This is a genomic window from Brevibacillus fortis (genome assembly GCF_046196545.1).
GTDB lineage: Bacteria > Bacillota > Bacilli > Brevibacillales > Brevibacillaceae > Brevibacillus > Brevibacillus fortis_A.
Genome location: NZ_CP176370.1, coordinates 4656214 through 4677333, shown reverse-complemented (window position 1 = coordinate 4677333; position 21120 = coordinate 4656214). Strand labels below are relative to the sequence as shown.

Annotated in this window: 18 protein-coding genes; 12 read left to right on the top strand and 6 right to left on the bottom strand. The window is 48.1% G+C overall.

Annotated features, from left to right (window positions below):
- Nucleotides 1-16 precede the first annotated feature (16 nt).
- On the top strand, nucleotides 17-367 hold the full coding sequence (locus tag ACKKE8_RS23110) for a hypothetical protein (RefSeq protein ID WP_409175076.1): 351 nt from the start codon (nucleotides 17-19) through the stop codon (nucleotides 365-367).
- A 305-nt stretch (nucleotides 368-672) separates the two neighbouring features.
- On the top strand, nucleotides 673-3990 hold the full coding sequence (locus ACKKE8_RS23105) for a collagenase (protein WP_409175075.1): 3318 nt from the start codon (nucleotides 673-675) through the stop codon (nucleotides 3988-3990).
- A gap of 142 nt (nucleotides 3991-4132) precedes the next feature.
- On the opposite strand, the gene ACKKE8_RS23100 is transcribed toward ACKKE8_RS23105, so the two are convergent.
- Entirely contained in the window at nucleotides 4133-5557 is a 1425-nt protein-coding gene (locus ACKKE8_RS23100) for a L,D-transpeptidase family protein (RefSeq protein ID WP_409175074.1), read from the bottom strand.
- A gap of 96 nt (nucleotides 5558-5653) precedes the next feature.
- On the opposite strand from ACKKE8_RS23100, the gene ACKKE8_RS23095 reads away from it, so the two are divergent.
- The 8 genes from ACKKE8_RS23095 (at nucleotide 5654) to ACKKE8_RS23060 (ending at nucleotide 14080) form a co-directional block, all read left to right on the top strand.
- Nucleotides 5654-6364 carry an AAA family ATPase gene (locus ACKKE8_RS23095; RefSeq protein ID WP_409175073.1) on the top strand — a complete coding sequence of 237 codons (711 nt, stop codon included), beginning with the start codon at nucleotides 5654-5656 and terminating at the stop codon, nucleotides 6362-6364.
- A 101-nt stretch (nucleotides 6365-6465) separates the two neighbouring features.
- A complete protein-coding gene (locus tag ACKKE8_RS23090; RefSeq protein WP_409175072.1) occupies nucleotides 6466-7014 on the top strand; it encodes an RNA polymerase sigma factor SigX in 549 nt (182 codons plus the stop codon).
- Entirely contained in the window at nucleotides 7011-8189 is a 1179-nt protein-coding gene (locus ACKKE8_RS23085; protein WP_409175071.1) for an anti-sigma factor family protein, read from the top strand. Before ACKKE8_RS23090 ends, ACKKE8_RS23085 begins: the two co-directional genes overlap by 4 nt.
- A gap of 89 nt (nucleotides 8190-8278) precedes the next feature.
- Nucleotides 8279-9241, top strand: a complete 963-nt coding sequence (locus tag ACKKE8_RS23080; protein ID WP_409175070.1) for an ABC transporter ATP-binding protein — start codon at nucleotides 8279-8281, stop codon at nucleotides 9239-9241.
- Nucleotides 9213-10079 (top strand): ABC transporter permease subunit, encoded by an 867-nt coding sequence (locus ACKKE8_RS23075; RefSeq protein WP_409175069.1) that lies wholly within the window; start codon nucleotides 9213-9215, stop codon nucleotides 10077-10079. The genes ACKKE8_RS23080 and ACKKE8_RS23075 overlap by 29 nt, the downstream gene beginning before the upstream one ends.
- Before the next feature lie 280 nt (nucleotides 10080-10359).
- On the top strand, nucleotides 10360-11670 hold the full coding sequence (locus tag ACKKE8_RS23070) for a CitMHS family transporter (RefSeq protein WP_409175068.1): 1311 nt from the start codon (nucleotides 10360-10362) through the stop codon (nucleotides 11668-11670).
- A 78-nt stretch (nucleotides 11671-11748) separates the two neighbouring features.
- Nucleotides 11749-13404: an ATP-binding protein gene (locus ACKKE8_RS23065; RefSeq protein WP_409175067.1), complete on the top strand. Its 1656-nt coding sequence runs from the start codon at nucleotides 11749-11751 to the stop codon at nucleotides 13402-13404.
- The gene (locus tag ACKKE8_RS23060) at nucleotides 13382-14080 is read left to right on the top strand and encodes a DUF977 family protein (protein ID WP_007721481.1); all 699 of its coding nucleotides are present in this window, start codon (nucleotides 13382-13384) and stop codon (nucleotides 14078-14080) included. The genes ACKKE8_RS23065 and ACKKE8_RS23060 overlap by 23 nt, the downstream gene beginning before the upstream one ends.
- 347 nt (nucleotides 14081-14427) lie before the next feature.
- Here the strand turns inward: ACKKE8_RS23060 and trmB are convergent, their stop codons facing one another.
- Nucleotides 14428-15072, bottom strand: a complete 645-nt coding sequence (gene trmB, locus ACKKE8_RS23055) for a tRNA (guanosine(46)-N7)-methyltransferase TrmB (RefSeq protein WP_409175066.1) — start codon at nucleotides 15070-15072, stop codon at nucleotides 14428-14430.
- A gap of 449 nt (nucleotides 15073-15521) precedes the next feature.
- Between trmB and ACKKE8_RS23050 the strand changes: the two genes are divergently transcribed.
- Nucleotides 15522-16022 carry a C40 family peptidase gene (locus ACKKE8_RS23050; RefSeq protein WP_409175065.1) on the top strand — a complete coding sequence of 167 codons (501 nt, stop codon included), beginning with the start codon at nucleotides 15522-15524 and terminating at the stop codon, nucleotides 16020-16022.
- A gap of 139 nt (nucleotides 16023-16161) precedes the next feature.
- Here ACKKE8_RS23050 and ACKKE8_RS23045 read toward each other — a convergent pair whose 3' ends face one another.
- The 3 genes from ACKKE8_RS23045 to ilvD all read right to left on the bottom strand — a co-directional run bounded on the left by ACKKE8_RS23045 (nucleotide 16162) and on the right by ilvD (nucleotide 19952).
- Complete coding sequence (locus ACKKE8_RS23045; protein ID WP_409175064.1) at nucleotides 16162-17418, bottom strand: MFS transporter; 1257 nt, start codon at nucleotides 17416-17418, stop codon at nucleotides 16162-16164.
- Between the two features lie 119 nt (nucleotides 17419-17537).
- Nucleotides 17538-18140: an ArsR/SmtB family transcription factor gene (locus ACKKE8_RS23040; RefSeq protein WP_409175063.1), complete on the bottom strand. Its 603-nt coding sequence runs from the start codon at nucleotides 18138-18140 to the stop codon at nucleotides 17538-17540.
- Between the two features lie 135 nt (nucleotides 18141-18275).
- On the bottom strand, nucleotides 18276-19952 hold the full coding sequence (gene ilvD, locus ACKKE8_RS23035) for a dihydroxy-acid dehydratase (RefSeq protein ID WP_173623734.1): 1677 nt from the start codon (nucleotides 19950-19952) through the stop codon (nucleotides 18276-18278).
- Nucleotides 19953-20172: 220 nt separating this feature from the next.
- Between ilvD and ACKKE8_RS23030 the strand changes: the two genes are divergently transcribed.
- Nucleotides 20173-20661, top strand: a complete 489-nt coding sequence (locus ACKKE8_RS23030) for a PaaI family thioesterase (RefSeq protein WP_409175062.1) — start codon at nucleotides 20173-20175, stop codon at nucleotides 20659-20661.
- Nucleotides 20662-20707: 46 nt separating this feature from the next.
- Here ACKKE8_RS23030 and ACKKE8_RS23025 read toward each other — a convergent pair whose 3' ends face one another.
- Nucleotides 20708-21085, bottom strand: a complete 378-nt coding sequence (locus ACKKE8_RS23025) for a hypothetical protein (protein ID WP_409175061.1) — start codon at nucleotides 21083-21085, stop codon at nucleotides 20708-20710.
- Between the last annotated feature and the right edge of the window lie 35 nt (nucleotides 21086-21120).

Here is a 21120-nt window from a genome sequence, read left to right as displayed (position 1 = left end):
ACAGGGGGGACAGTCCATGTCTGGCTACGCACAAAGAGATCTACCCACATTTTTCAAAGAACAGTTAAGCCAAACCAAGGTGAATTTTGAGCGAGCTCTTGACTGTAAACACACCGATTTCGATGATCTTTACCCATACATGAACGAACAGCCACAGTTCTTCTGGTACAAACGTTACGTGGCTTGGTCAGAACTGTTGACCGTCGTACGTCTAGCTGAACAATTGGGTATTGAGTGGACAGAGGATTTCAGTGAGCAGCAGGTAGAATTCATTCAAGGTAAGGTTCTGCAAGGAAAAGTGCTCGATTATTGGAACCCAGAAGAAGAACAAGAAGAATCGATGAGGGAATTGGAAGAAGAAAAATAAATGTGATCGTAATAACATGGCGCGTTCCCACTTGCGGGAACGCGCTTTTTTGCGTGCGCTAAGCGAAGCTCCTTTTGACAGTAACAGTGTCTAATGTTTCATACATGTTTATGTACTTTTGTAAAAAAATGTATACATTCCCACTCTTCTTTTCTGTTATATGTATTGGCACCATAATTGCAATTCTAACAGCGTGTATTTTATTACAGTCCAAATGGAGAGAAGGTGAAGCTGCACAAAACAAAATTCGGTTTCCTCGCAACAAACGAAAATACGGTTACCATTCAAAGGAGGTTTGCTCATCCATGAAGAAAAAGCGTCACACGGTACACACAAGCCGCATGATGGCTGGTGTCCTTCTCTCGACATCATTTCTATTGGGGACGGTTGGTAGTCCTGTCCAAGCCTTGGCAGTCAAAGATTATGCAAGTGCGATCGGTAGGGATGGGAGCCCAAACGTTCCGCCTTCTGGAAAATATGTGGAGAGAAAGCTGGACCCGATCACCTCGTTTCAGCATCAATCCAGTGACGAAGCAGGAGAATATCCGCATCCAGTGGAGCCGACCTGGAGTGTAGAGGAGCAAGAGTCTTCTAACGAACAGCAGCGGAGCATCAAGGCAAACGTCGAAAAGTACGCGATGTCCGATTTGAACAAGCTCAGCTACGACGAATTGGTCAATGTACTGGTGACGATCAACTGGGAGCAGATTCCTGAATTATTTGATTTTACCCCCGATTCGTATGCCTTTTACAACGATCGCCAGCGCGTTCAAGCCATTATTGACGCATTGCAAGTCAGAGGCACACAATACTCCAGCAGCGATTCCAAAGGAATTGACACCTTGGTTGAGGTGCTTCGCTCTGGATATTACCTCGGCTACTACCATCAGGAATTATCCTACCTCAATCAGAGAAGCGAGCATCAAAAAGTGTTCCCTGCTCTGCATGCCATTGCAGACAATCCGAATTTCAAATTAGGAACAGATGCTCAAAATGAGGTAGTAGGTGCATTTGGTGGACTTATTGGAAACAGTTTTGTAAGCGCTTCCCTCGTGGAGAAGGCTGCGCCGATCATCCGTCAATACGAAGAACAAATGGATACTTTCATTACGCAGCGGAGTGCTGGTGATGCTGTTTTTCGTATCATGAGCCAGTTTAGCTATATTTTGATGTGGAGAGTGGATGAACCAACCAAGCAACAGGAGTTTTACGGCAAAATAGATACGTATCTGAACGAGCTGGGAAATCTCGCCTTGCATGGCGATACGGATGAGGCGAAAGAATGGGTCCTCGACAATGGTTTTTATCACAGTGCTTATTTGGGAGAATACCATTCTAATCCGAATAAGGGCAACGAGGTACTCACAGAAGCGTTAGAGCTTTATCCGTATGTGGGACTTCAGTATATGCAGGTAGCGAAGCTGATCCAGACGGTCTATGGCGGAAAAGATGCGCAGGGAAGGGACATCCAGTTCAACAAGATTCGTGAGGATGCCATGGAAAAGTATCTGCCCAAAGAATATACGTTTGATGACGGAAGCATCGTCATGAAAACAGGCGGGGATGTCACAGAAGAAAAAGTCAAACGGTTATATTGGGCGGCTAAAGAGGTAAAAGCTCAGTTTCATCGGATGGCAGGACGAGATGAGCCGATGGAAAAAGGGAACCCGGACGATATTTTGACCATTGTCCTTTACAATAGTCCTTCAGAGTACAAGATGAACAACCCCCTGTATGGCTATGAAACGGACAACGGGGGCATGTATATCGAGGGGAAAGGAACGTTCTTCACCTACGAACGAACACCGCAGCAGAGTACGTACACACTGGAAGAATTGTTCCGTCATGAGTTCACGCACTATTTACAAGGGCGCTACGCTATACCTGGCTTGTGGAATGAAGGCCCGATTTACAGAGACGAGAGACTGTCGTGGTTTGAAGAAGGAGGAGCGGAGCTCTTTGCAGGCTCCACGCGAACAACAGGTGTTCTGCCTCGAAAATCCATGGTCAACAATCTGATTCGCTTTGGACAAAATAATTGGTACACGGCATCTCAAACGTTGCACGCACGCTACGGCACGTGGGACTTTTATACGTATTCATACGCCTTGCAGTATCACATGATGAAAGAGGACTGGAACAAGCTCGATGATATCATGGATTACATAGAGGCCAATAACGTTGATGGTTATGACCAGTTAATCCGTACGCTCAGCAATGATTCAGAGCTAAATCGGGATTACCACCGTACCATGGAATCGTTGGTAGACAGCTATCCTGATCTGACCGTGCCGCTGGTGTCGGATGATTATCTGGTCACGCCGGACCCCAAAGCAAGTGCAGCCATCTTCCAGGAAATTGAAGATGTCACTGGATTGCAAAACGTGTCTACCAAAAGGTACGATTCAGAGTTCTTCCAAACCTTTACGTTAACAGGGACGTACACGGGTATGCAGGCAGAAGGGGAGAAGGAAGACTGGGAAACGATGAGTCGCATCACAGACGAATTTCTAACCACGCTTACTTCCCATCCATGGAACGGCTACAAAACCGTAACCGCCTACTTTACCAACTACAGAGTAAATGCGTCCAATCAGTTTGAATATGATGTCACGTTCCATGGAGTCCTTCCCGAACAAGGAGATGGAGAGAACCAGCCGCCTGTTATTGTGATGAACGGCCCGTCAAAAGCAGCCGTAAACGAGGAAGTGACGTTTAGCAGTAACGGAAGCTCCGATCCAGATGGAAGCATTGTATCTTATCTGTGGGAATTTGGAGATGGCACAAGCAGCAGTGCTGCCAATCCTACGCATGTCTACGAAAATCAGGGAGAATATACCGTGAAACTGCGAGTAACCGATGACAAAGGAGCGGTTACTGCGAAATCGATGAGCATCATGATCGAGGAGCAGGGTGGAGAAATTGGGGAGAAGGAACAAGAGCCAAACAACAGCTTTTCAGAAGCAAATCTGTTGAAAAGCAATGTGGGGTTGAGTGGTCAAACAAGCAAACAAGACGACAAGGACATTTTTGCCTTGAAAGTATTGGGCAACGGAACAGTGAAAATCAACGTAACGAGTGAGCATGATACTGGTTTGAACTGGGTCGTTCACCACGAGGATGATCTGAATGAATATGTCGCTTACCCCAATACCTCAGGAAAAACGCTCTCCGGTGAGTTTGAAGCAACTCCGGGTACCTATTATTTGTCCGTGTACAACTTTAACGGTGAAACCATTCCATACAAAGTAACCGCGGAATTGCCAGAAGAAGTAACAGAACCAACCGAAACGGAGCCGAACAATTCATTCGATGAGGCTAATGCGCTACAGTTGGGCGAAGAGATAAGTGGTCAAACCGATCGTACAGATGATAAGGACACGTACATCATTCAGGTTAAAGAGGAAGGAATCGTTCAAGTTACGGTAAGTAGCGAGAAGGACGAAGGCTTAAACTGGGTGGTGTTCCATGAAGATGATCTCGAAACGTATTACGCCTACCCCGAAAACGTAGGTAAGAAACTGACTGGAGAATTTGAGGCAAAACCAGGGAAATATTACTTGTTAGTCTACAACAATAACAACACGACGATTCCGTACAAAGTTATCGTGAACGCAGAGTAATCCCCCATTCATAGGAAAAAAGCCCTTTCTACCCCTTTTTTAACAAGGATAGAAGGGCTTTTTTCGTTTGACAAGCGTCTGGTAAAAATCAGCGCGTAACGGTATGGCGTTTTGCACGTCTTTTCTTTACGTAGCCTGAGAATCAGTGGAGCCAATTGTAAATGACTTGTGGCGTCTCTTCCTCAGGGCCAGCCGGGAGAACGAATGGAACAGGATTGCTCCAAGGCTGGGCAGAGGAAGGGGCATTGGAGATAATGAATTCTGTCCCCAATGAAACAAAGGTGTACAGCTCCTCGATAGCGGCATTGTACAAGCGAACACATCCGAGCGAAACAGATGAGCCGATGCTCTCCGGATGGTTTGTCCCGTGGATGGCATACCCGTTCTCCTGAAAGACCATGCCCCTCGTTCCATAAATATTGTCATGTCCACGAGGCTGATTGATTTTTTGTTGAATGGTATAGTAGCCTTCGGGTGTAGAAGCGTTTTTGCCTATGGCGACAGGATAGCTGCGTACTAGATGGGAACCGCTGATGAGCTTCATCGTATGTGTCGAGGTAGTCAAGTGAAGCTGTAACGGTTCGAAAGGCGCCACTGGCTCCGGATAGCCGGGAAGTGGGAGCACATTGCGCAAGCTGTCCCATGCGGACTCTGGCAAGAAGGCTTTGGGATGATACGGATAGCTTTTTAACAAAAGTCTCTTTGGCGGTACTGGAATTTGCGGCAAATAATTGCCTGGATAAGCGCCAGCCAGATCAGACAGCTGGGCAGGCAACGTACCCGTTTTCTGATAATAGCGGTACAAGGCGTTTCGCAAGATCAGTACATGCTGGAGGGTTAGCTGCTCATCCGTTAGTTCTGCCTTACCTGTGGCAAGTGTCGGTTCTCGTTCCAACTGTACAGGCTTATCCCACCATTTTTCACTGAGAACAGTCCGACTCGCCGGATTGTAACGCAAGATGCCTCGGACTTCGCGCGGCTGATAAAACAGCAAGGGACGGAACAACGGCGAACCAGGTACTTCTGGGACAACCATCACTGTAAAAGGCTGCGTAAGAGCAGGACGCCGGGACTCTACATAGCGCCGGACCTGTTCAGATAGCTCACGGGCACTGAGTGTAGGGGGAACTGCAATGACCTCGACATGTGGCTGCGTTTGTGCTGTTGTCGGTACGGGCTGTTTGGCAGTCTGCGGTGTTGTCTTGGAGGACGCATCCCTCAACGGTCCGGGCGAAAAAGCGAATTGAAAATAGAGAAACAAGAGTGAAGCCAAGAGTAAACGTGTTCGATGGCCCCACGTATTGCGCTGTCGCTCCCGCAGCAGCCGTTGATAAGCGTCACGCGTCTCGTTGTAATACGAGCCTTGCTTGGATACCAGACCACGCCTGTACGCTTCGAGAGCCTGTTCCGAGTTTCCTAGTGCTTCTCGTTCTTGGCCGAGGTGAAACCAGCCGATGGCCTCGTTTGGATATTGAGTCGTATACCACCGGTAAAAGGCGAGGTCGCTCTGATCCGGATATTTCATATGAAATGTACTTTTTTCCTGAAGAAAGGAAACCTTGTCCACGGATACTTCTCCTCCAAATAAATGAGCGTTCAAAAAGGCGCCCTTATAAGGATGTATCGGCGTGAGAAGGGAAAATAATGAGACTGGAGGTCAAAAATGGTTTACTTACGAACGATCAAGCTGTTGCGAGAAAACTTTCCGAACACGAAAGAATATCCTTTTCACTTGCCCTCCTTGCGCAAGCTGGAAGCGATCGAGCTTGCGAGCAGCGTCACATTTTTTGTAGGAGAGAATGGCTCGGGTAAATCGACTTTACTGGAATCGATTGCCTATCAATGCGGTTTTAACACGGCTGGCGGATCGCGTCACAACTTTTATGAGGTGCATCGCTCGGAGGCGATTCTGGGTGACTACATACGCCTTTCCTGGCTGCCCAAAATAACGAATGGTTTTTTCCTGCGAGCGGAGAGCTTCTATCAGTTTGCCAGCCATATCGATGAGATGGGCCCGAAAAGCTATCAAAATTACGGCGGACGCTCGCTGCATGAGCAGTCGCACGGAGAATCTTTTTTCTCGTTGTTTGCCAATCGCTTCAATGGGAGGGGGATCTACCTGCTGGATGAGCCCGAGGCTGCTCTTTCACCAAAGCGCCAGATTGCTTTTCTGTATCTCATGCGAGACTTGATAGAAGAAGGCGCCCAATTCATTATTGCGACGCACTCGCCGATACTATTGGGCTATCCCGGAGCGACTATTCTCAATTTTGACGAGTCGCCCGTACAAGAGGTCAATTATCGCGATACGGAGCACTATCAATTGACGCGCCGTTTCCTGGAAAAGCCCGATCTATTTTTCGATGAAAAATAATTTTCATTCTTCCTGTCACAAAAATCGCCTTGGCGGTTTCTATTAGATGAACGAAGCAGTAGAGGCATTCGTCAATGGCGCACGCAGGAAGGAGGAATCCAGTGGAGGTGCAAGCGAACCTGGTGATGAACCATGCTCGAGTAGAGGATCAAGCAGATTCCTTTCAAGAATTGTTTACGACCTATTATTCGTTTGTGGTCAGACAGATCATGCGAATTGTGAAAGATCAACAAACGGCAGAAGATATTGCACAGGATGTATTTCTCTCCTTTTACCATACGGATCGCTCGGCGATTGAACATATCCCGGCATGGCTGTCCAAGTCCGCGCTCTACGCAGCGTACAATTATCTTCGTTCAGAAAAACGCAGGTACGCAAGACAAGAGCGAAGTGCATCTGAGCAAGAGCACGTCAGCCCTTCTTCAGAAGAGATGTGGCTTGCAAAAGAGTCCCAGAGTATCGTTCGCGATGTGCTAGAGGAGCTAGATGAGCGGGAACGAACCTTGCTCGTCATGAAATATTCCGGATTTCCTTATGCGGAGTTGGCTAAAGCGACTGGCACGCAGATCAGCTCGGTGGGAACACTCCTCGCGAGAGCGAAAAGTAAATTTCGTACCATCTATGGCCGGATGAGGGGGGAAGAGGAATGAAATGTGCCGATACAGGCTTTATCCAGGCGTTCTTGGATGGGGAAAGCAGCGCAAAAGAAAGTAAGCAATTCCTGCTTCATCTGGAGTACTGTGAAACCTGCCGCACGCAGCTGGACGAATTGTCCGCGTTGGATAGCTGGACGCGTGAGAAGATGGAGCATGCTTTCTCCGAGACTAACGATGTGAAGATCAATACAGAAGCAGCATGGCAGCGTTTTTCGCAAACAATCGAGAAACCGACGAACACAAATGCACAAGATCGACAAGCGATAACCAATCGAGCAACAATCAGAAGGAGCTGGAATCAGATGAACAAGCAAACAAAAAGATGGGTAACAGGCGCTTCGGCAGCAGCAGTATTGGCTGTTTCCCTGTCTTTCCCCCAAGTGCAGGCAGCAGCGAACGATTTTCTGTCCATTTTCCGCATGGATAAAGTAGAGTTTGTGAAAGTGACGAAAGAAGATTTGCAAGAACTGGAACAATGGATCGCAAATGGCAATATGGGCGAGATGGAACTGAATGGAATTGGGAAAATATGGATTGATAATGGGATCGATCAAGAGAAGCTCGAACAAAGAGACCATTATTACAACAGCAGAGAAGCCGCTGAAAAGGCTGGAGTGAAGCTGCCTGAGCTGCCGCAGGATGTCACGGTGGATAGCGTAACCATCAATTATCCTTACACCATGCACATGGAAATCGATGCCGATCGTGCAAACAAGCTACTGGAGCAATTGCAGGTAGAGGCGCGCTTTGATGAAAAGCTGAGTGGCAAACGCTTCTCCTTGAAGATCCCACAGATGCAGCGCGTCTGGATCATTGTCGGAAAAGAAAATATTGGCTACTCTGTCATAGACGCTCCTGAGCTAAGCGCACCAGAGGGAGTCGATCTGGCACAGCTTCGCGAGACATTCTTGGCCCTGCCGTTCATTCCGGATCAAGTGAAAAAGCAGATGATTAGCATCGAAGACTGGCAGCATACCCTCCCTGTGCCATACATGGCAGACGGCGAGAGCAAAATGAAGGAAGTAAAAGTGAACGGTCAAAACGGAATGCTGATCACAGGTAAATACAATACGCATCTGATGTGGCAGCAGGATGGACAGATTCACATGCTGGAAGGCAGCGAAAAGAACGCTGACGGGCTGTTGGATTTTGCAAAACAACTGAAATAAGTAAACAAATAGTGGGGCATTGGCAGAGTTTTCCTGATGAAGGGGGGCTCTGCTTTGTCCCGTTTGCAATGGAGAAAGTGAGGTAAGCGATGTCAGAATATGTGATAGAGACCTGGGAGTTAACTAAACAATATAACGGTAAAGCCGGCTGCAAAAATATTACGCTACAAGTACCGCGCGGCTCCGTATTTGGTTTCCTCGGTCAAAATGGAGCGGGGAAAAGTACCTTTGTCAGAACGATGCTCGGGTTATTGCACCCGACGAATGGCAAAGCGGTCATGCTTGGGCAGCCGATTGGCAGTGTAGAATCGCGAAAAAAGGTAGGGTACTTGCCAGAGCTGTTCCGCTATCCTGATTGGTTGACGGGCCAGCAGCTCTTGGAGCATCATGCCGAGTTGTGTGGATTAACACATCGCGAGAGCAAATCAGTGATAAAAAATGTCGTTGAGCTGGTCGGAATGGCTGGACGTGAGCGTGAACGCATCCGGGGCTATTCCAAAGGCATGCAGCAGCGTATCGGTATTGCCTGCGCTCTCTTATCCGATCCAGAGCTGATCTTCCTTGATGAGCCGACCTCCGCACTAGACCCAATCGGGCGAAAAGAAGTACGTGAGCTGATCGCGCGGCTGCGTGACCAAGGAAAGACGGTTTTTCTCAACAGTCATCTACTGAGTGAAATGGAGAGCGTGTGCAACTACGTTGGGATCATTCACCGTAGTGAGCTGGTCGTACAAGGCGACTGGCGCAAGCTGAGCACCGTCCAACCACAAATTGAATTGACAGTGGACAAGGATAGCGCAGGCTTTCATCATGAGCTTCCTTCCTTCATCACAGAGAGTCGTCTCGTAAGACAAGAGGAAAACCGTGATACATGGTTAATGACGCTGGATCAGGACAATCGGGTACCAGCTCTGTTGCAACAGTTGATTGCTTCAGGGGCTGGGGTACATGAAGTCGTGCGCAAGCAGCAATCACTGGAAGACGTATTCCTGTACTGGGTGCAAAGAAAGGAGGGAGAACGACATGTGGCCGATCATCAAAATCACGTATAGAGAAATGATCTCCAAGCGTATTTTCACGATTACGCTGATCATGTCGCTGGCCTTCCTGCTGCTGTTTGGACTTGCAACAGGCTATGCGGTCAAGGAAATGAAGGAATCGTTCGGGGAATTAAGTCCAGATGCTTTGCTGCAAAAAAACTTCTTTTCCACGCAGCTCTTGGGGATGGGCTTGTACTTTGGCTCTATCATTACGGCACTCTTGGCGATTTTGAGCAGTGTCGGGAGCATCGCATCTGAAATCGAGAGCCACCAAATCGACACGTGGCTGGCTCGCTCCCTTCCTCGCTACAAATATGTATTGGGGAAATTTTTCGGGTTGGCAAGTATGTTGGGGCTGTACGCACTCCTGATGTTCATCGGACTTTTGGCGATCAACCAATGGGTTGGCGGCGGTGCGTTGGCTGTTCAGGTAGGAGGCGGCCAAATCCTGAAAGCAGCAGTTTTCTTCGTAGGTATGCCGATCATACTTGTCTGTGTAGCCATGTTCTTGAGCAGTATGACTACAACAGTAACAGGCGGCATTATCCTGATCATTCTGTACGGGATCAGCTTCATCGGTGGCTTTATCGAGCAGCTTGGTGTTGCCTTTAGCAACAGCTCACTCACGAACATCGGGATTATTTCCAGTCTGGTATTTCCAACCGATTCGTTATTCAGGCAAATGACGCTCTCGCTATTTGACACAGCTGACGATCCGCTGTCCTTTGCTTCGCAAGGAATTTTCGGTACGACTTCTCCTCCGAGTACTGCCATGCTCATCTACACCATTCTCTATGGCATCGTGGCGTTGGGGCTGTCCATTCGGGTGTTTCAAAAGCGAGATGTATAAGAGAAAAACAAGAGAACGGCTGATTCGAGCCGTTCTTTTTCTTTTCGAAAGCTGGGTCTATTTATCCAGCTTTTTTATGTGCACATGTGTTCGGATCACCATATGCGCATGCCGTGATTTTTATGATGTTAATAGAGGAAATGCGGTTAAAACAGTTTATGCGCATATTCTATTCGGATTTTTACGAACATTGTTATAATGACAGCACAATATGAAAGCGCATTCGTCATGGTTGCTACAACATCATTGTAAGCGCATTCTTGCAAGGGGGAACTAGCGTATGCTGGCATTACTTGGATTTCTCATGGTAGCCGTTTTCATGTACTTGATTATGTCGAGACGGCTTTCGGCATTGGTTGCTTTGATTGTTGTTCCTGTTGTTTTTGCCTTGTTTAGCGGATTTGGTACTACAGAAATTGGCGACATGATGCTTGCAGGCATCAAAAAAATTGCGCCTACGGGAATTATGCTGTTGTTCGCCATTCTATACTTTGGAGTCATGATGGACGCGGGTCTGTTTGATCCATTAATTAAGAAAATCGTGAAAATTGTGAAGGGTGACCCACTAAAGGTTATTGTAGGTACAGCGATTCTCGCTACTTTGGTGGCGCTGGATGGTGATGGAACCACGACGTATATGATTACCGTTACCGCGATGCTGCCTTTGTATCGCAAGCTGGGAATTAGACCGATGATTTTGGCAGTCGTGCCGATGCTCGCACTCGGTGTCATGAACATGACGCCTTGGGGTGGACCGACAGCACGTGTCATGAGTGTTCTCCATATGGATGTTTCCGAGATTTTCGTCCCTGTTATTCCTGCGATGATTGGCGGAATTGCGTGGGTTATGATCGTAGCCTGTATTCTGGGCAAACAAGAGCGTAAGCGTCTGGGAATTATTGAGATAGCAGATGAAGATTTGCAAACGCTTGCAGGACAAGAAGTAGCGGCGACGGATGAGACTGCTGCACTGAAACGTCCGCGCCTGATCTGGTTCAACCTGTTGTTGACAGCAGCCCTGATGGTCGGCCTGATTACGAGCTTCTTGCCACTGCCGACGATGTTCATGCTCGCTTTTGCCATTGCCCTGTTTATGAACTACCCGAAAATGCAAGATCAGAAAGAGCGGATTGCAGCCCACGCAGCTAACGCACTGGCTACGGTGTCCATGGTTTTCGCTGCGGGAATCTTTACAGGCATCCTGACTGAAACGAAAATGATCGATGCGATGGCGAGCACACTCGTTTCCTGGATTCCGGATTCACTCGGTTCCCATATGCCTCTACTCGTAGCGCTGACAAGCATGCCATTCACGTATTTCATGTCTAACGATGCGTATTACTTCGGGATCGTTCCCATCCTGGCAAATGCAGCAGCAGCTTACGGAATCGATCCGGCGGAAATTGGTCGCGCTTCCATCCTGGGTCAACCGCTGCATGTACTCAGCCCGTTGTTTGCAGCACAGTACCTGTTGATCGGAATGGTTGGGGTGGATTATGCGGAAACCCAAAAGTTCATCCTGAAATGGGCGTTTGGAACATCGATCGTGATGATTGCGCTTGCTCTTCTTACCGGAGTCATCTCATTCTAGTCAACGATAAGAAGGAAGAAATAAAAAAAGAGGCCTGCTCATGGCCTCTTTTTTCGTCATCGAGCGAAATGAGATACAATGAGAAGAAGAGGAGGGAACGATGTGCGTTTTCACAGCAAGCTAATGTTGATTATTTGCTCGCTCCTTTTTGGCGTGACGGTCATCCTCGGTACAATGTTTGAACAGATGCTGGCGGGTGTGTTAGAGCATGAGATTGGAACGCGAGCACTGCATACCGCCAAGACCGTCGCACAGATGTCCGAGATCAAACAGGCATTTGACGCGGAAGATCCTGCCAAGATTATCAATCCAATCGTGGAAAAAATACGCGTGGACACGAATGCAGCTTTTATCACAGTAGGAAATTTGCAAAGCATCCGCTACTCACATCCTGATCCAGAGCAGATTGGCAAAAAGATGGTGGGAGGCGACAATGAGGCAGTATTTGAGGGGCAATCCATCATCTCTGAGACAGTCGGTTCGCTTGGCCCCGGACTCAGAGGAAAGACACCGATCTATGATGAGGAAGGAAAGGTGATGGGGGTCGTTTCTGTCGGCTTTTTGTTTGAGGATATAAATGAAACGATCGAATCGTATCGCAATCGAATCTTCGTCATCGGCATCGTCACCTTGCTCTTGGGTGTGGTGGCTACGCTCATTCTTTCACAGAATGTAAAGAAAGCGATATTTGGTTTGGAGCCTGAACAAATCGGGCGATTGTATCAGGAAAATCAAGCCGTGCTGGAATCGATTCGCGAAGGCATTGTGGCGGTCAATAAGGAAGGGGCGATCACGCTCGCGAATCAGACCGCTCTGCATATGCTGGGTCAAGCGAAGGATAAAGACAGTATCATGGACAAACAGGACGAGCTGGTTCGTTCGCTGGGCCTTCATGAGGTGATTGAGACAGGGAAAGCCGAATTTGACCGCGAAACGAATGTGGACGAGCACGTATTAGTCGTGAACCGCGTCCCGATTATGGCTAAGGAGCGTCATGTTATGGGCGCGGTAGCGAGCTTTCGCAATCGGTCCGAGCTGTTCGAGGTCACACAGGAGCTGTCTCGGGTGAAGGAGTATGCGGAAGTCCTTCGTTCCCAGACGCATGAGTATTCCAACAAACTGCATCTCATATCAGGACTCATCCAGCTTGAATCGTATCAGGAAGCCATTGAAACGATTTCTTCTGAGCTAAATGTGCATGTCCACAATACGACGTTTATTATGCAAGAAGTCCCCGACCCACTGATAGGTGGCTTGTTGCTCGGGAAGCTGAATCAAGCGAACGAACGCAAAGTGGAATTGAAAATTGATCCGGAAAGCAACTTCCGTGACATTCCTGCCTCGATTGATCGCTCACAGCTGATTGTCATTCTCGGCAATTTGATAGATAATGCGATGGACGCTGTAAAAGCTCCAGGTGCATTTGCACCAGAAATCACGATCTTTTTGCTCAATATGGAAGAGGTCTTGCTCATAGAGGTAGAGGACCTGGGACCAGGCATCTCCGAAGAAAATGCTGAACGAATCTTTGAGCTGGGCTTCTCTACCAAGCAACAGCCGAATCATGGCTACGGACTCCACTTAGTCAAACAAGCTGTTTTGCATGTACACGGCAATATTACGCATACGGGAAATCCGGTAGGCGGAACGATTTTTACTGTGACGATACCAAAGGATGCACGCACGGCAGAAAGGAAGGAGGCCGTTATAGATGATACGGGTACTCATTATTGAAGACGACCTGAGAATTGCAGAGGTAAACCGACGCTTCGTGGAAAAAGTAGAGGGGTACGAGGTGATTGGCATTGCCACGAATGGGCAAGAGGCCAAGGACCAGATGGAAATTTTGCAGCCTGATCTCGTGTTGCTCGACATTTATTTTCCGGATATGGACGGCCTCGATTTTTTGTCGATCATAAAGGAGCAGTTCCCTACAACGGATGTCATCATGCTGACAGCCGCCAAAGAAGTGGATGCGGTTGTAGAGGCGATCCGCTATGGCGTATTCGATTTTATTACCAAGCCACTTATCTTTGCACGCCTGCAACAAACGTTACGGAATTATCAGGAGTTCAGGCAAAAGGTGAGTGATTGGAAAAAAGACACCGATCAGATCAGTCAAGCCCAAATCGATGAGCTCATTGCCCGAACAGGCCAAAAGAAGACAACCGAGACAAGGGCAGTCAAAGGAATTGATCAAATTACGTTGGACAAGATTTCAGGCTTTCTCATGCAAACGCAGGAGGCTACCACGGATTTGGTCAGCAAAGAAACAGGCATTAGCCGTTCAACAGCAAGGCGATACCTCGAATATTTGGTAGCCAAAGGAGACGCCATCGCAGACCTTTCGTACGGTGTCGTCGGCCGTCCAGAGCGCGTATACAAGAGCGTCGGGCGGCAAAAAGAATAGTAAAAAACCCTCCGCGTTCGCAAGTAAGGTTCAAGCCTTCTTGCGAGCGCGGAGGGTTTTTTGTATTAGATAGGCATTTTAGAAAGTACCGATGAACCAACAAAGCTGGCGAGAAGAAAAAGCACAGATCTCGCAGACCTTGACAACGCCTACCCAGTCGGAACTTCCAAAAGGGGACCAGGTTGTCGAACACTTCTTCTTTGAGAAACTTCCGCCCGTAGGGTGGCTTTGGCTCGACGGTCCCCTTTTGGAAGTGGAGACGGCCAGTCAATCCCCAGGCTGGCGTGTCAGAGTCGAAGAGAACTGTGCTTTTTCTTCTCCTCCACCATGTTGACTCAAACTAGGGTCTACTTAATCACACAGCTCGCTTCCACCCGATAAATACGCTGCCCACGAGAAGAAAAGCGCTCCTCGTACTCCGTCATCACATTATCTGCCGCCAGCTTGGACTGGTGCAGGTCAAAGGTGATATTGCGCATCTGGAAGCGCTCCGCAGCGAATTGGTTGAGTGAAAACTCAAAAAGGTTCTCGTTGTCTGTCTTCATATGAATCTCGCCGTCTGCCACAAGTACCTGACGATACGTGTTCAAGAAGCTTTTGTAAGTAAGACGGCGTTTCGCATGACGGGTTTTTGGCCACGGATCACTAAAGTTCAGATAGATGCGAGAAATTTCGTGATCGGCAAACAACTCGGTCAACTTGGAAGCGTCGAACTGGACAAAGGCCAGATTCGGAACAACTTTGTACTCTGTGCGCTGGACAGCGCGCAGAACGACCTCCGCCTTCAGTTCAACCGCAATGAAATTGATGTCAGGGTGACGCTCGGCCAGTGTATTAATGAAACGTCCTTTTCCACAGCCGATCTCCACATGAATCGGGTTGTTATTCCCGAAGCGTTCCTTCCAATTTCCTTTATAGGAAAGGGGATTGTCTACGAACGTCGGATATTCTCTCAGGGCCGCTTCGGCACCTGGAATGTTACGCAGTCGCATATGTGCCTCCTTCAAAACGAACTCCTATCTACTTTACGATGACATTCTGCTAGTTGCAAGTAGAGAGAGAAGAAAGGAAAGCAAGATTCCAGAGGCAGATTACGTGAAAAAGGAGGGAAAAGGGGTTTTTTGTAAATGGAACTAGGACGAAAGTCGCACGGGACGCGGATTTTAACAATTGGGGGCTGGATAAATTTTGCCAATTTGAGAGGGACATTATGGAAAGGAAATAGACTGAAAATTTGAGGAATGCCTGTTAAATCAAGCACGAAGGCGTCAAGCGGTAATCGTATCCAGTTGAAAAAATAGTTTTTGGTAAGTTTTTGGTAATTTCATAGAGTGTGAGCTTTGGTAAAGTAGAGAACAAGTGAGAGGTCAGCCAAACTTTGCATAAAATGGTCCCTTGTTGAGCGGGGATCTTTTTCAAAAGAAAAGGGAGGATGAACAGCATGAAATTACATAAAGCCCTCATAGGAATCGTAATGGGAGTAGCATTGGGAGTCACAGCGATTGTCGCTCCACTGCCAGGAGAGCAAAATGTAGCCGAGGCGGCATGGTCGCAATCCAGGGCGGACAAGGTCATTGCCACAGGAAGAAAGTATATGGGGACTCCGTATAAATTCGGTGCGAGCAGTAATACCACAGCCGTATTTGATTGCTCTTCCTTTACACAGCGCGTATTTAAAGTCGCAGTCGGCAAGAGCTTGCCACGCACTTCTCGCGATCAAGCAAAGAAAGGAACGAGTGTGTCCAAGGCCAACCTGAAAAAAGGAGACCTGGTGTTCTTCAAGGCGAGCACAACGACGACATCTAAACGGATCACCCACGTGGCGATTTATGCAGGCAACAACAAACTCTTGCATACATATGGAAAACCAGGAGTGACGTATTCGACCTTTAAGGGCACGTCCTGGGAGAAGCGCTTCGTTTCGGCACGACGAGTCTTGTAAGCTACTCGTCTGGCTCTCTACTTACTAATACGTCTCGCACTCTGTAAAGTTGCGATGAGTGAATAGGCAAGTTTTGTAAATACGATAGGGAAGAGGGATGATCCATTGCAGATCATCCCTTTTTGCTTTCGTGCAAAACTCAATCGGATCTCTTTGCAGGCCGAGCGTACTTTTGCCGCCAATAAAAGAAACAGGAAGCAAGAAAGAGGGGGATGGAGGCAAGTAGCATCACTTCCTTGGCCGCCAGTCCGCATGCGATCAAAAGACTCGTCATCGCCTGTGAAATCGGCTGCAAACCTAAAGAGGAGAGCGAGACCAAACTCATGACTTTCCCCAACGAGGCTTGTGGCACCTTTTCCTGAACAAAAGAGAGAATCGGAATATTAATGAGAGAAAACGTGACGCCAAGTGTAAAAAGAATAAGCAAGCTTAGCCAGAACTGTTGGGTGAGACTAAAAGCAAAGAAGACAAGCGCTTGCATCATCATGAAAAGAAAGGCGATCTGCAACCTGTTTTGACCCAATGTCGTGAGTGCGAGCACGATCGCCCCGGCAAGCATTCCAAAAGCGAGTGCCCCTTCCAAAAAGCTGTACTGCAGGGTGGAACCAGACAACACCTGATCTACAAAAATCGGCAAGCCGATGTATAAGGGGCCCATCAAAAATACGTTCAGGCAGATGATGGAGGTCAATAGCAAGGGAAGGAAATCCGATTGTCTGACATAACAGAAGCTTTCCTTTATAGATTCCTTGAGCCTTTGCTGTGGTTTTGAAAGAACGGCTGGTTCCTGCTTCGGCATGCACCATGCAGATACACTTGCAACCAGAAGAAGCAGCCCAACAAAGCCGTATAAAAAGGGGTAACTTCCCCACTCAATCACAAAACCGGCAAGAACAGGACCGAGCAGCTGTGAGGTTTGGTTTGTCGTTTGCAGCACCGAATTCGCACGCAAAAGGGAAGAAGAGGGTACGATTGACGGTATGAACGAATTTTGAGCTGGCCAATAAAAGGCATCAATGGTACCGAAGAAGAGAGCGAACCAAACAAACAGCGCAAGCGAGGAATACCCCCACCAGATGATTCCCCCAAGCAGAAGCATCAAAAATGCTTTCAACATGCTTGTGATCGACAGGATTCTCTTTTTGCTCATTCGATCAGCGAGCGTTCCGCCTATGAGCATGAAGACGATCCTGGGAATGGTTGCGGCCATAAATACGATGCCTAATGAGGCCTCCTGAGATAAAACCTGGATGATATACCAGGTTTGCGAGAAAAGAAAGAGTGAGATACTGAGTCCGGAACAAAGAGCAGACAACCAAAGAAGGGTAAAAGGTATCGTAAACAAGCGGGATGTATCCGCCGAGGGAAGGTTAGATTGCTTGGGGACAGCTTCCATGGAAATTCACTCTCCTTAATGTTAACCGGTTAAAAAATATTAACCGTATGCCCGAAAGAAAAACCTACTCGAATAGGTTTTTCAAACACATGTGGAATGATCGTATTTCATTTCCTTTGTTACTCCTGTCCTTCCTTTTTGAATAACGGTTCATCAATTTGAAATCCCGTAATCATCAGGTAGTAATCTTGCTTCGAAGATGGGTCATCCAAGGAGCTTTGATGCAATTCGTGGAGCAGGTTCCGGTATTTTTGCAAAAAGGACACAAACGCCTGCTCGCTGACTCTGACCTCAGACTGCAGGGAGATGCGCGGCCATTTCTCGACTTCCGTTGACGTCAGCGCAAAGGCTTCTTCAGGAGCACTGAGCGCTCTTGTTTTCGCCCGTTGCAAGACTTCGACGTAGGATTGCCTGGTAGCCTCCTTCGACTCCGTATACGTGAGTAGATGATCAGCGGGTATGAAGCCTCTTGCCACCGCCTGATAGTATTTGAGAATGTTGCCGCCCTTTTCTTCTTTTTTAACCAACTGGATGATACCGTGCTTCTCCAGCTCACGCAGGTGGTAGAGAATCTTCGCGCGAGACTGCCCAAAAAGTTGTGAGAGCTGTTGCCCCGTGTGCGGCTTTTCCACCAGGCGCATCAGCATTTTCGTGCGCAACGGGTCACTGATCACTTTTAGCTGATCGTAGTTTTCGATGATAAAAATCGACTTTTGCACCAATATGCATCACAATCCTTTTAACCAGTTAAATTTTATTAACTTGATTGTAAAAGGGAGGAGCTGGAAAAGTCAATACAAAAACCCTTCCTGAGTGACGGTGATTCACAAAGGAAGGGTTTTGCCTTTACTGCAACACTAGATTTTCAAAATACCACCCATGCTTGCATTCGTTACCAGTTTGGAGTAACGAGCCAGATAGCCTGTTTTTACTTTTGGCTCGAATTCTTTCCAGTCTTCTTTGCGGCGAGCCAGCTCGGCTTCATCCACGAGCAGTTGCATCGTGCGCTCCTCGAGGTCAATCGAGATGATATCTCCGTCCTGTACGAAGGCAATAGGACCGCCTTCTGCGGCTTCTGGAGACACGTGACCGATACTGATCCCGCGGGAAGCACCGGAGAAGCGTCCGTCTGTAACGAGAGCGACCTCTTTACCGAGGCCCATACCCACGATTTGTGAGGTAGGAGCCAGCATTTCTGGCATACCTGGGCCGCCTTTAGGTCCCTCGTAGCGGATGACGACCACATGACCGGATTTGATTTTGCCAGCAGCGATTCCTGCCAGAGCCTCTTCTTGGGAGTCGAAGCAGATGGCTGGACCTTCGTGCTTTTTAATAGAAGGATCGACACCGCCTGTTTTGATGATCGAGCCTTGCTCCGCCAGGTTGCCGAACAGAACAGCGAGACCGCCGGAAGCACTGTACGGGTTGTCCAGGCGACGAATAACCTGATCGTTTTTGATTTCAGCATCAGCGATGTTTTCGCCAAGGGTTTTGCCCGTGACAGTGATACGGTCTGGATGGATCGCGCCTGCTTTTTTCGCGATTTCTTTCAGAACGGCTGATACGCCGCCTGCCTCATGGCAATCCTCGATATGGTAGTCGGAGGAAGGCGCCAGCTTGCAAATATGCGGAATGCGCTTCGCTACTTCGTTGATGCGCTCGATTGGGTATTCGATGCCTGCCTCTTGTGCGATAGCCAGTGTATGGAGAACGGTATTGGTTGACCCACCCATCGCCATGTCGAGTGCGAATGCATCGTCGATTGCCTCGAGTGTCACGATGTCGCGTGGCTTAATGTCGCGTTCAATCAGATTTTTCAGTTTTTCAGCAGATGCTTGTACCAGCTCGCGACGTTCAGGCGAGACAGCGAGTACGGTACCGTTGCCAGGCAGTGCCAAACCGATGGCTTCGAGCAGACAGTTCATCGAGTTCGCTGTAAACATACCGGAACAGGAACCGCAAGTCGGGCATCCATATTGCTCCAGCTCTTCGAGTTGCTGGTCGTTGATCAAGCCTGCTTGGTGAGCTCCGACACCCTCGAATACGGAGGAAAGTGAGATAGAGCGGCCATCACTCGTTTTTCCGGCTTTCATAGGACCACCGGTTACAAATACGGTTGGAATGTTGACACGAAGTGCCCCCATGATCATCCCAGGTGTGATCTTGTCACAGTTCGGAATACAGATCATGCCGTCAAACCAGTGAGCAGCGACAACGGTCTCCAAGCTGTCTGCGATGATCTCGCGGCTCGGGAGGGAGTAGCGCATCCCGATATGTCCCATAGCGATTCCGTCGTCAACACCAATCGTATTGAATTCGAATGGAACCATGCCAGCAGCACGAACAGCTTCTTTGACCAGTTTTCCAAATTCCTGCAAGTGCACGTGACCTGGAATAATGTCGATGTACGAGTTGCAAATAGCGATAAACGGTTTATCGAAATCCTCATCCTTTACACCTGCTGCACGAAGCAAGCTACGGTGCGGTGCGCGGTCGAATCCTTTTTTGATCATGTCACTTCGTTGTCTGGCCAATTTGAAAAACTCCCTTCCCATACGGATAATGCCTGTCTTATGTTTTGAACTATCTTATCAATTTTTAATAACAGAAACAACCGTAAAAGTCTGAACATTTGCTCAGTCTCGAATGGTTCGGACAGCTGCTCTCGATTGCCAATAGGTTAGGAATCATAGCGAAATCAGCTTGTTTGGGATAAAATAGAAGAATCGATTCTATTCGGTTGGAGTGAACAAAATGTTAGATGAGTTAAAAAACATCTGGTCGGATGGGAATGACGAGGAGCGCCGCATTCTCGAGCTGGCTGTTGCTGCCATTCATCAAAAGCGGGAACGGAATAGCGCGTTTATCTCTGGGTTTCTTGGATTAAAGGGAGAGTTCATTGACGAAGAAAGACAGTCGTATCGCTTCGAATTGCCTCTGACCCCTTTTATGCACAATTCAGGTCGAGTTGTTCATGGAGGAATTCTCGCGACCTTGATCGATTCAGCGATGGGCTCCTTGATCAATCGGTCCTTGCCACCCAATCAGTATGCAGTGACGACAGAGCTGAAGGTCAATTATTTGCTTCCGGGAATAGGGGAGCGGCTGCGCGCAGAAGCGAGCTTTTTGCATCGCGGAAACACGTTGGTCGTCATGGAGGGCAGTGTCTACGATGATCGGGATAGGCGGATCGCCCATGGTACAGGAACGTTCATTGTGCTATCCAGAAATGATCGGAAATAAAAAAAACTCACTCCACACAAAAAAGGTGAGAGCGAGGGTCGAGGTGTTATTTGATGACAACGAGACCGCTGTATTCCGAAATATAAGTGAGCATTTTAGTGGAAAGCGGCACGATAAACTCCATGTTTTCTTTTTCGACGATACCGGATCGAGAAACAATCCGCGCCCAATTGGCTGTCAGCTTATAGTAATCGGAACCAAACGAGGCATGAACCGTCTCACTCTGATGCCGAAACATGACAGGGCTAGCGTCCAGCTTCATCGGGACCATGCTGATGATATCCTGCAAAAACAAATGGTAGGTCATGTGTGGCTTGAAAAAAACGAGCTCCTTTGTGGTGACAGAGAAGCCGTAGCTATTGTTCATTTGGGTGAATTTGAGTTCACCTTCCATATTTTTCAGCCGAATGAAGTCGGTGTTCATGTTTATCCCCCTCCTTCGGGTGTCTTTCTATGATA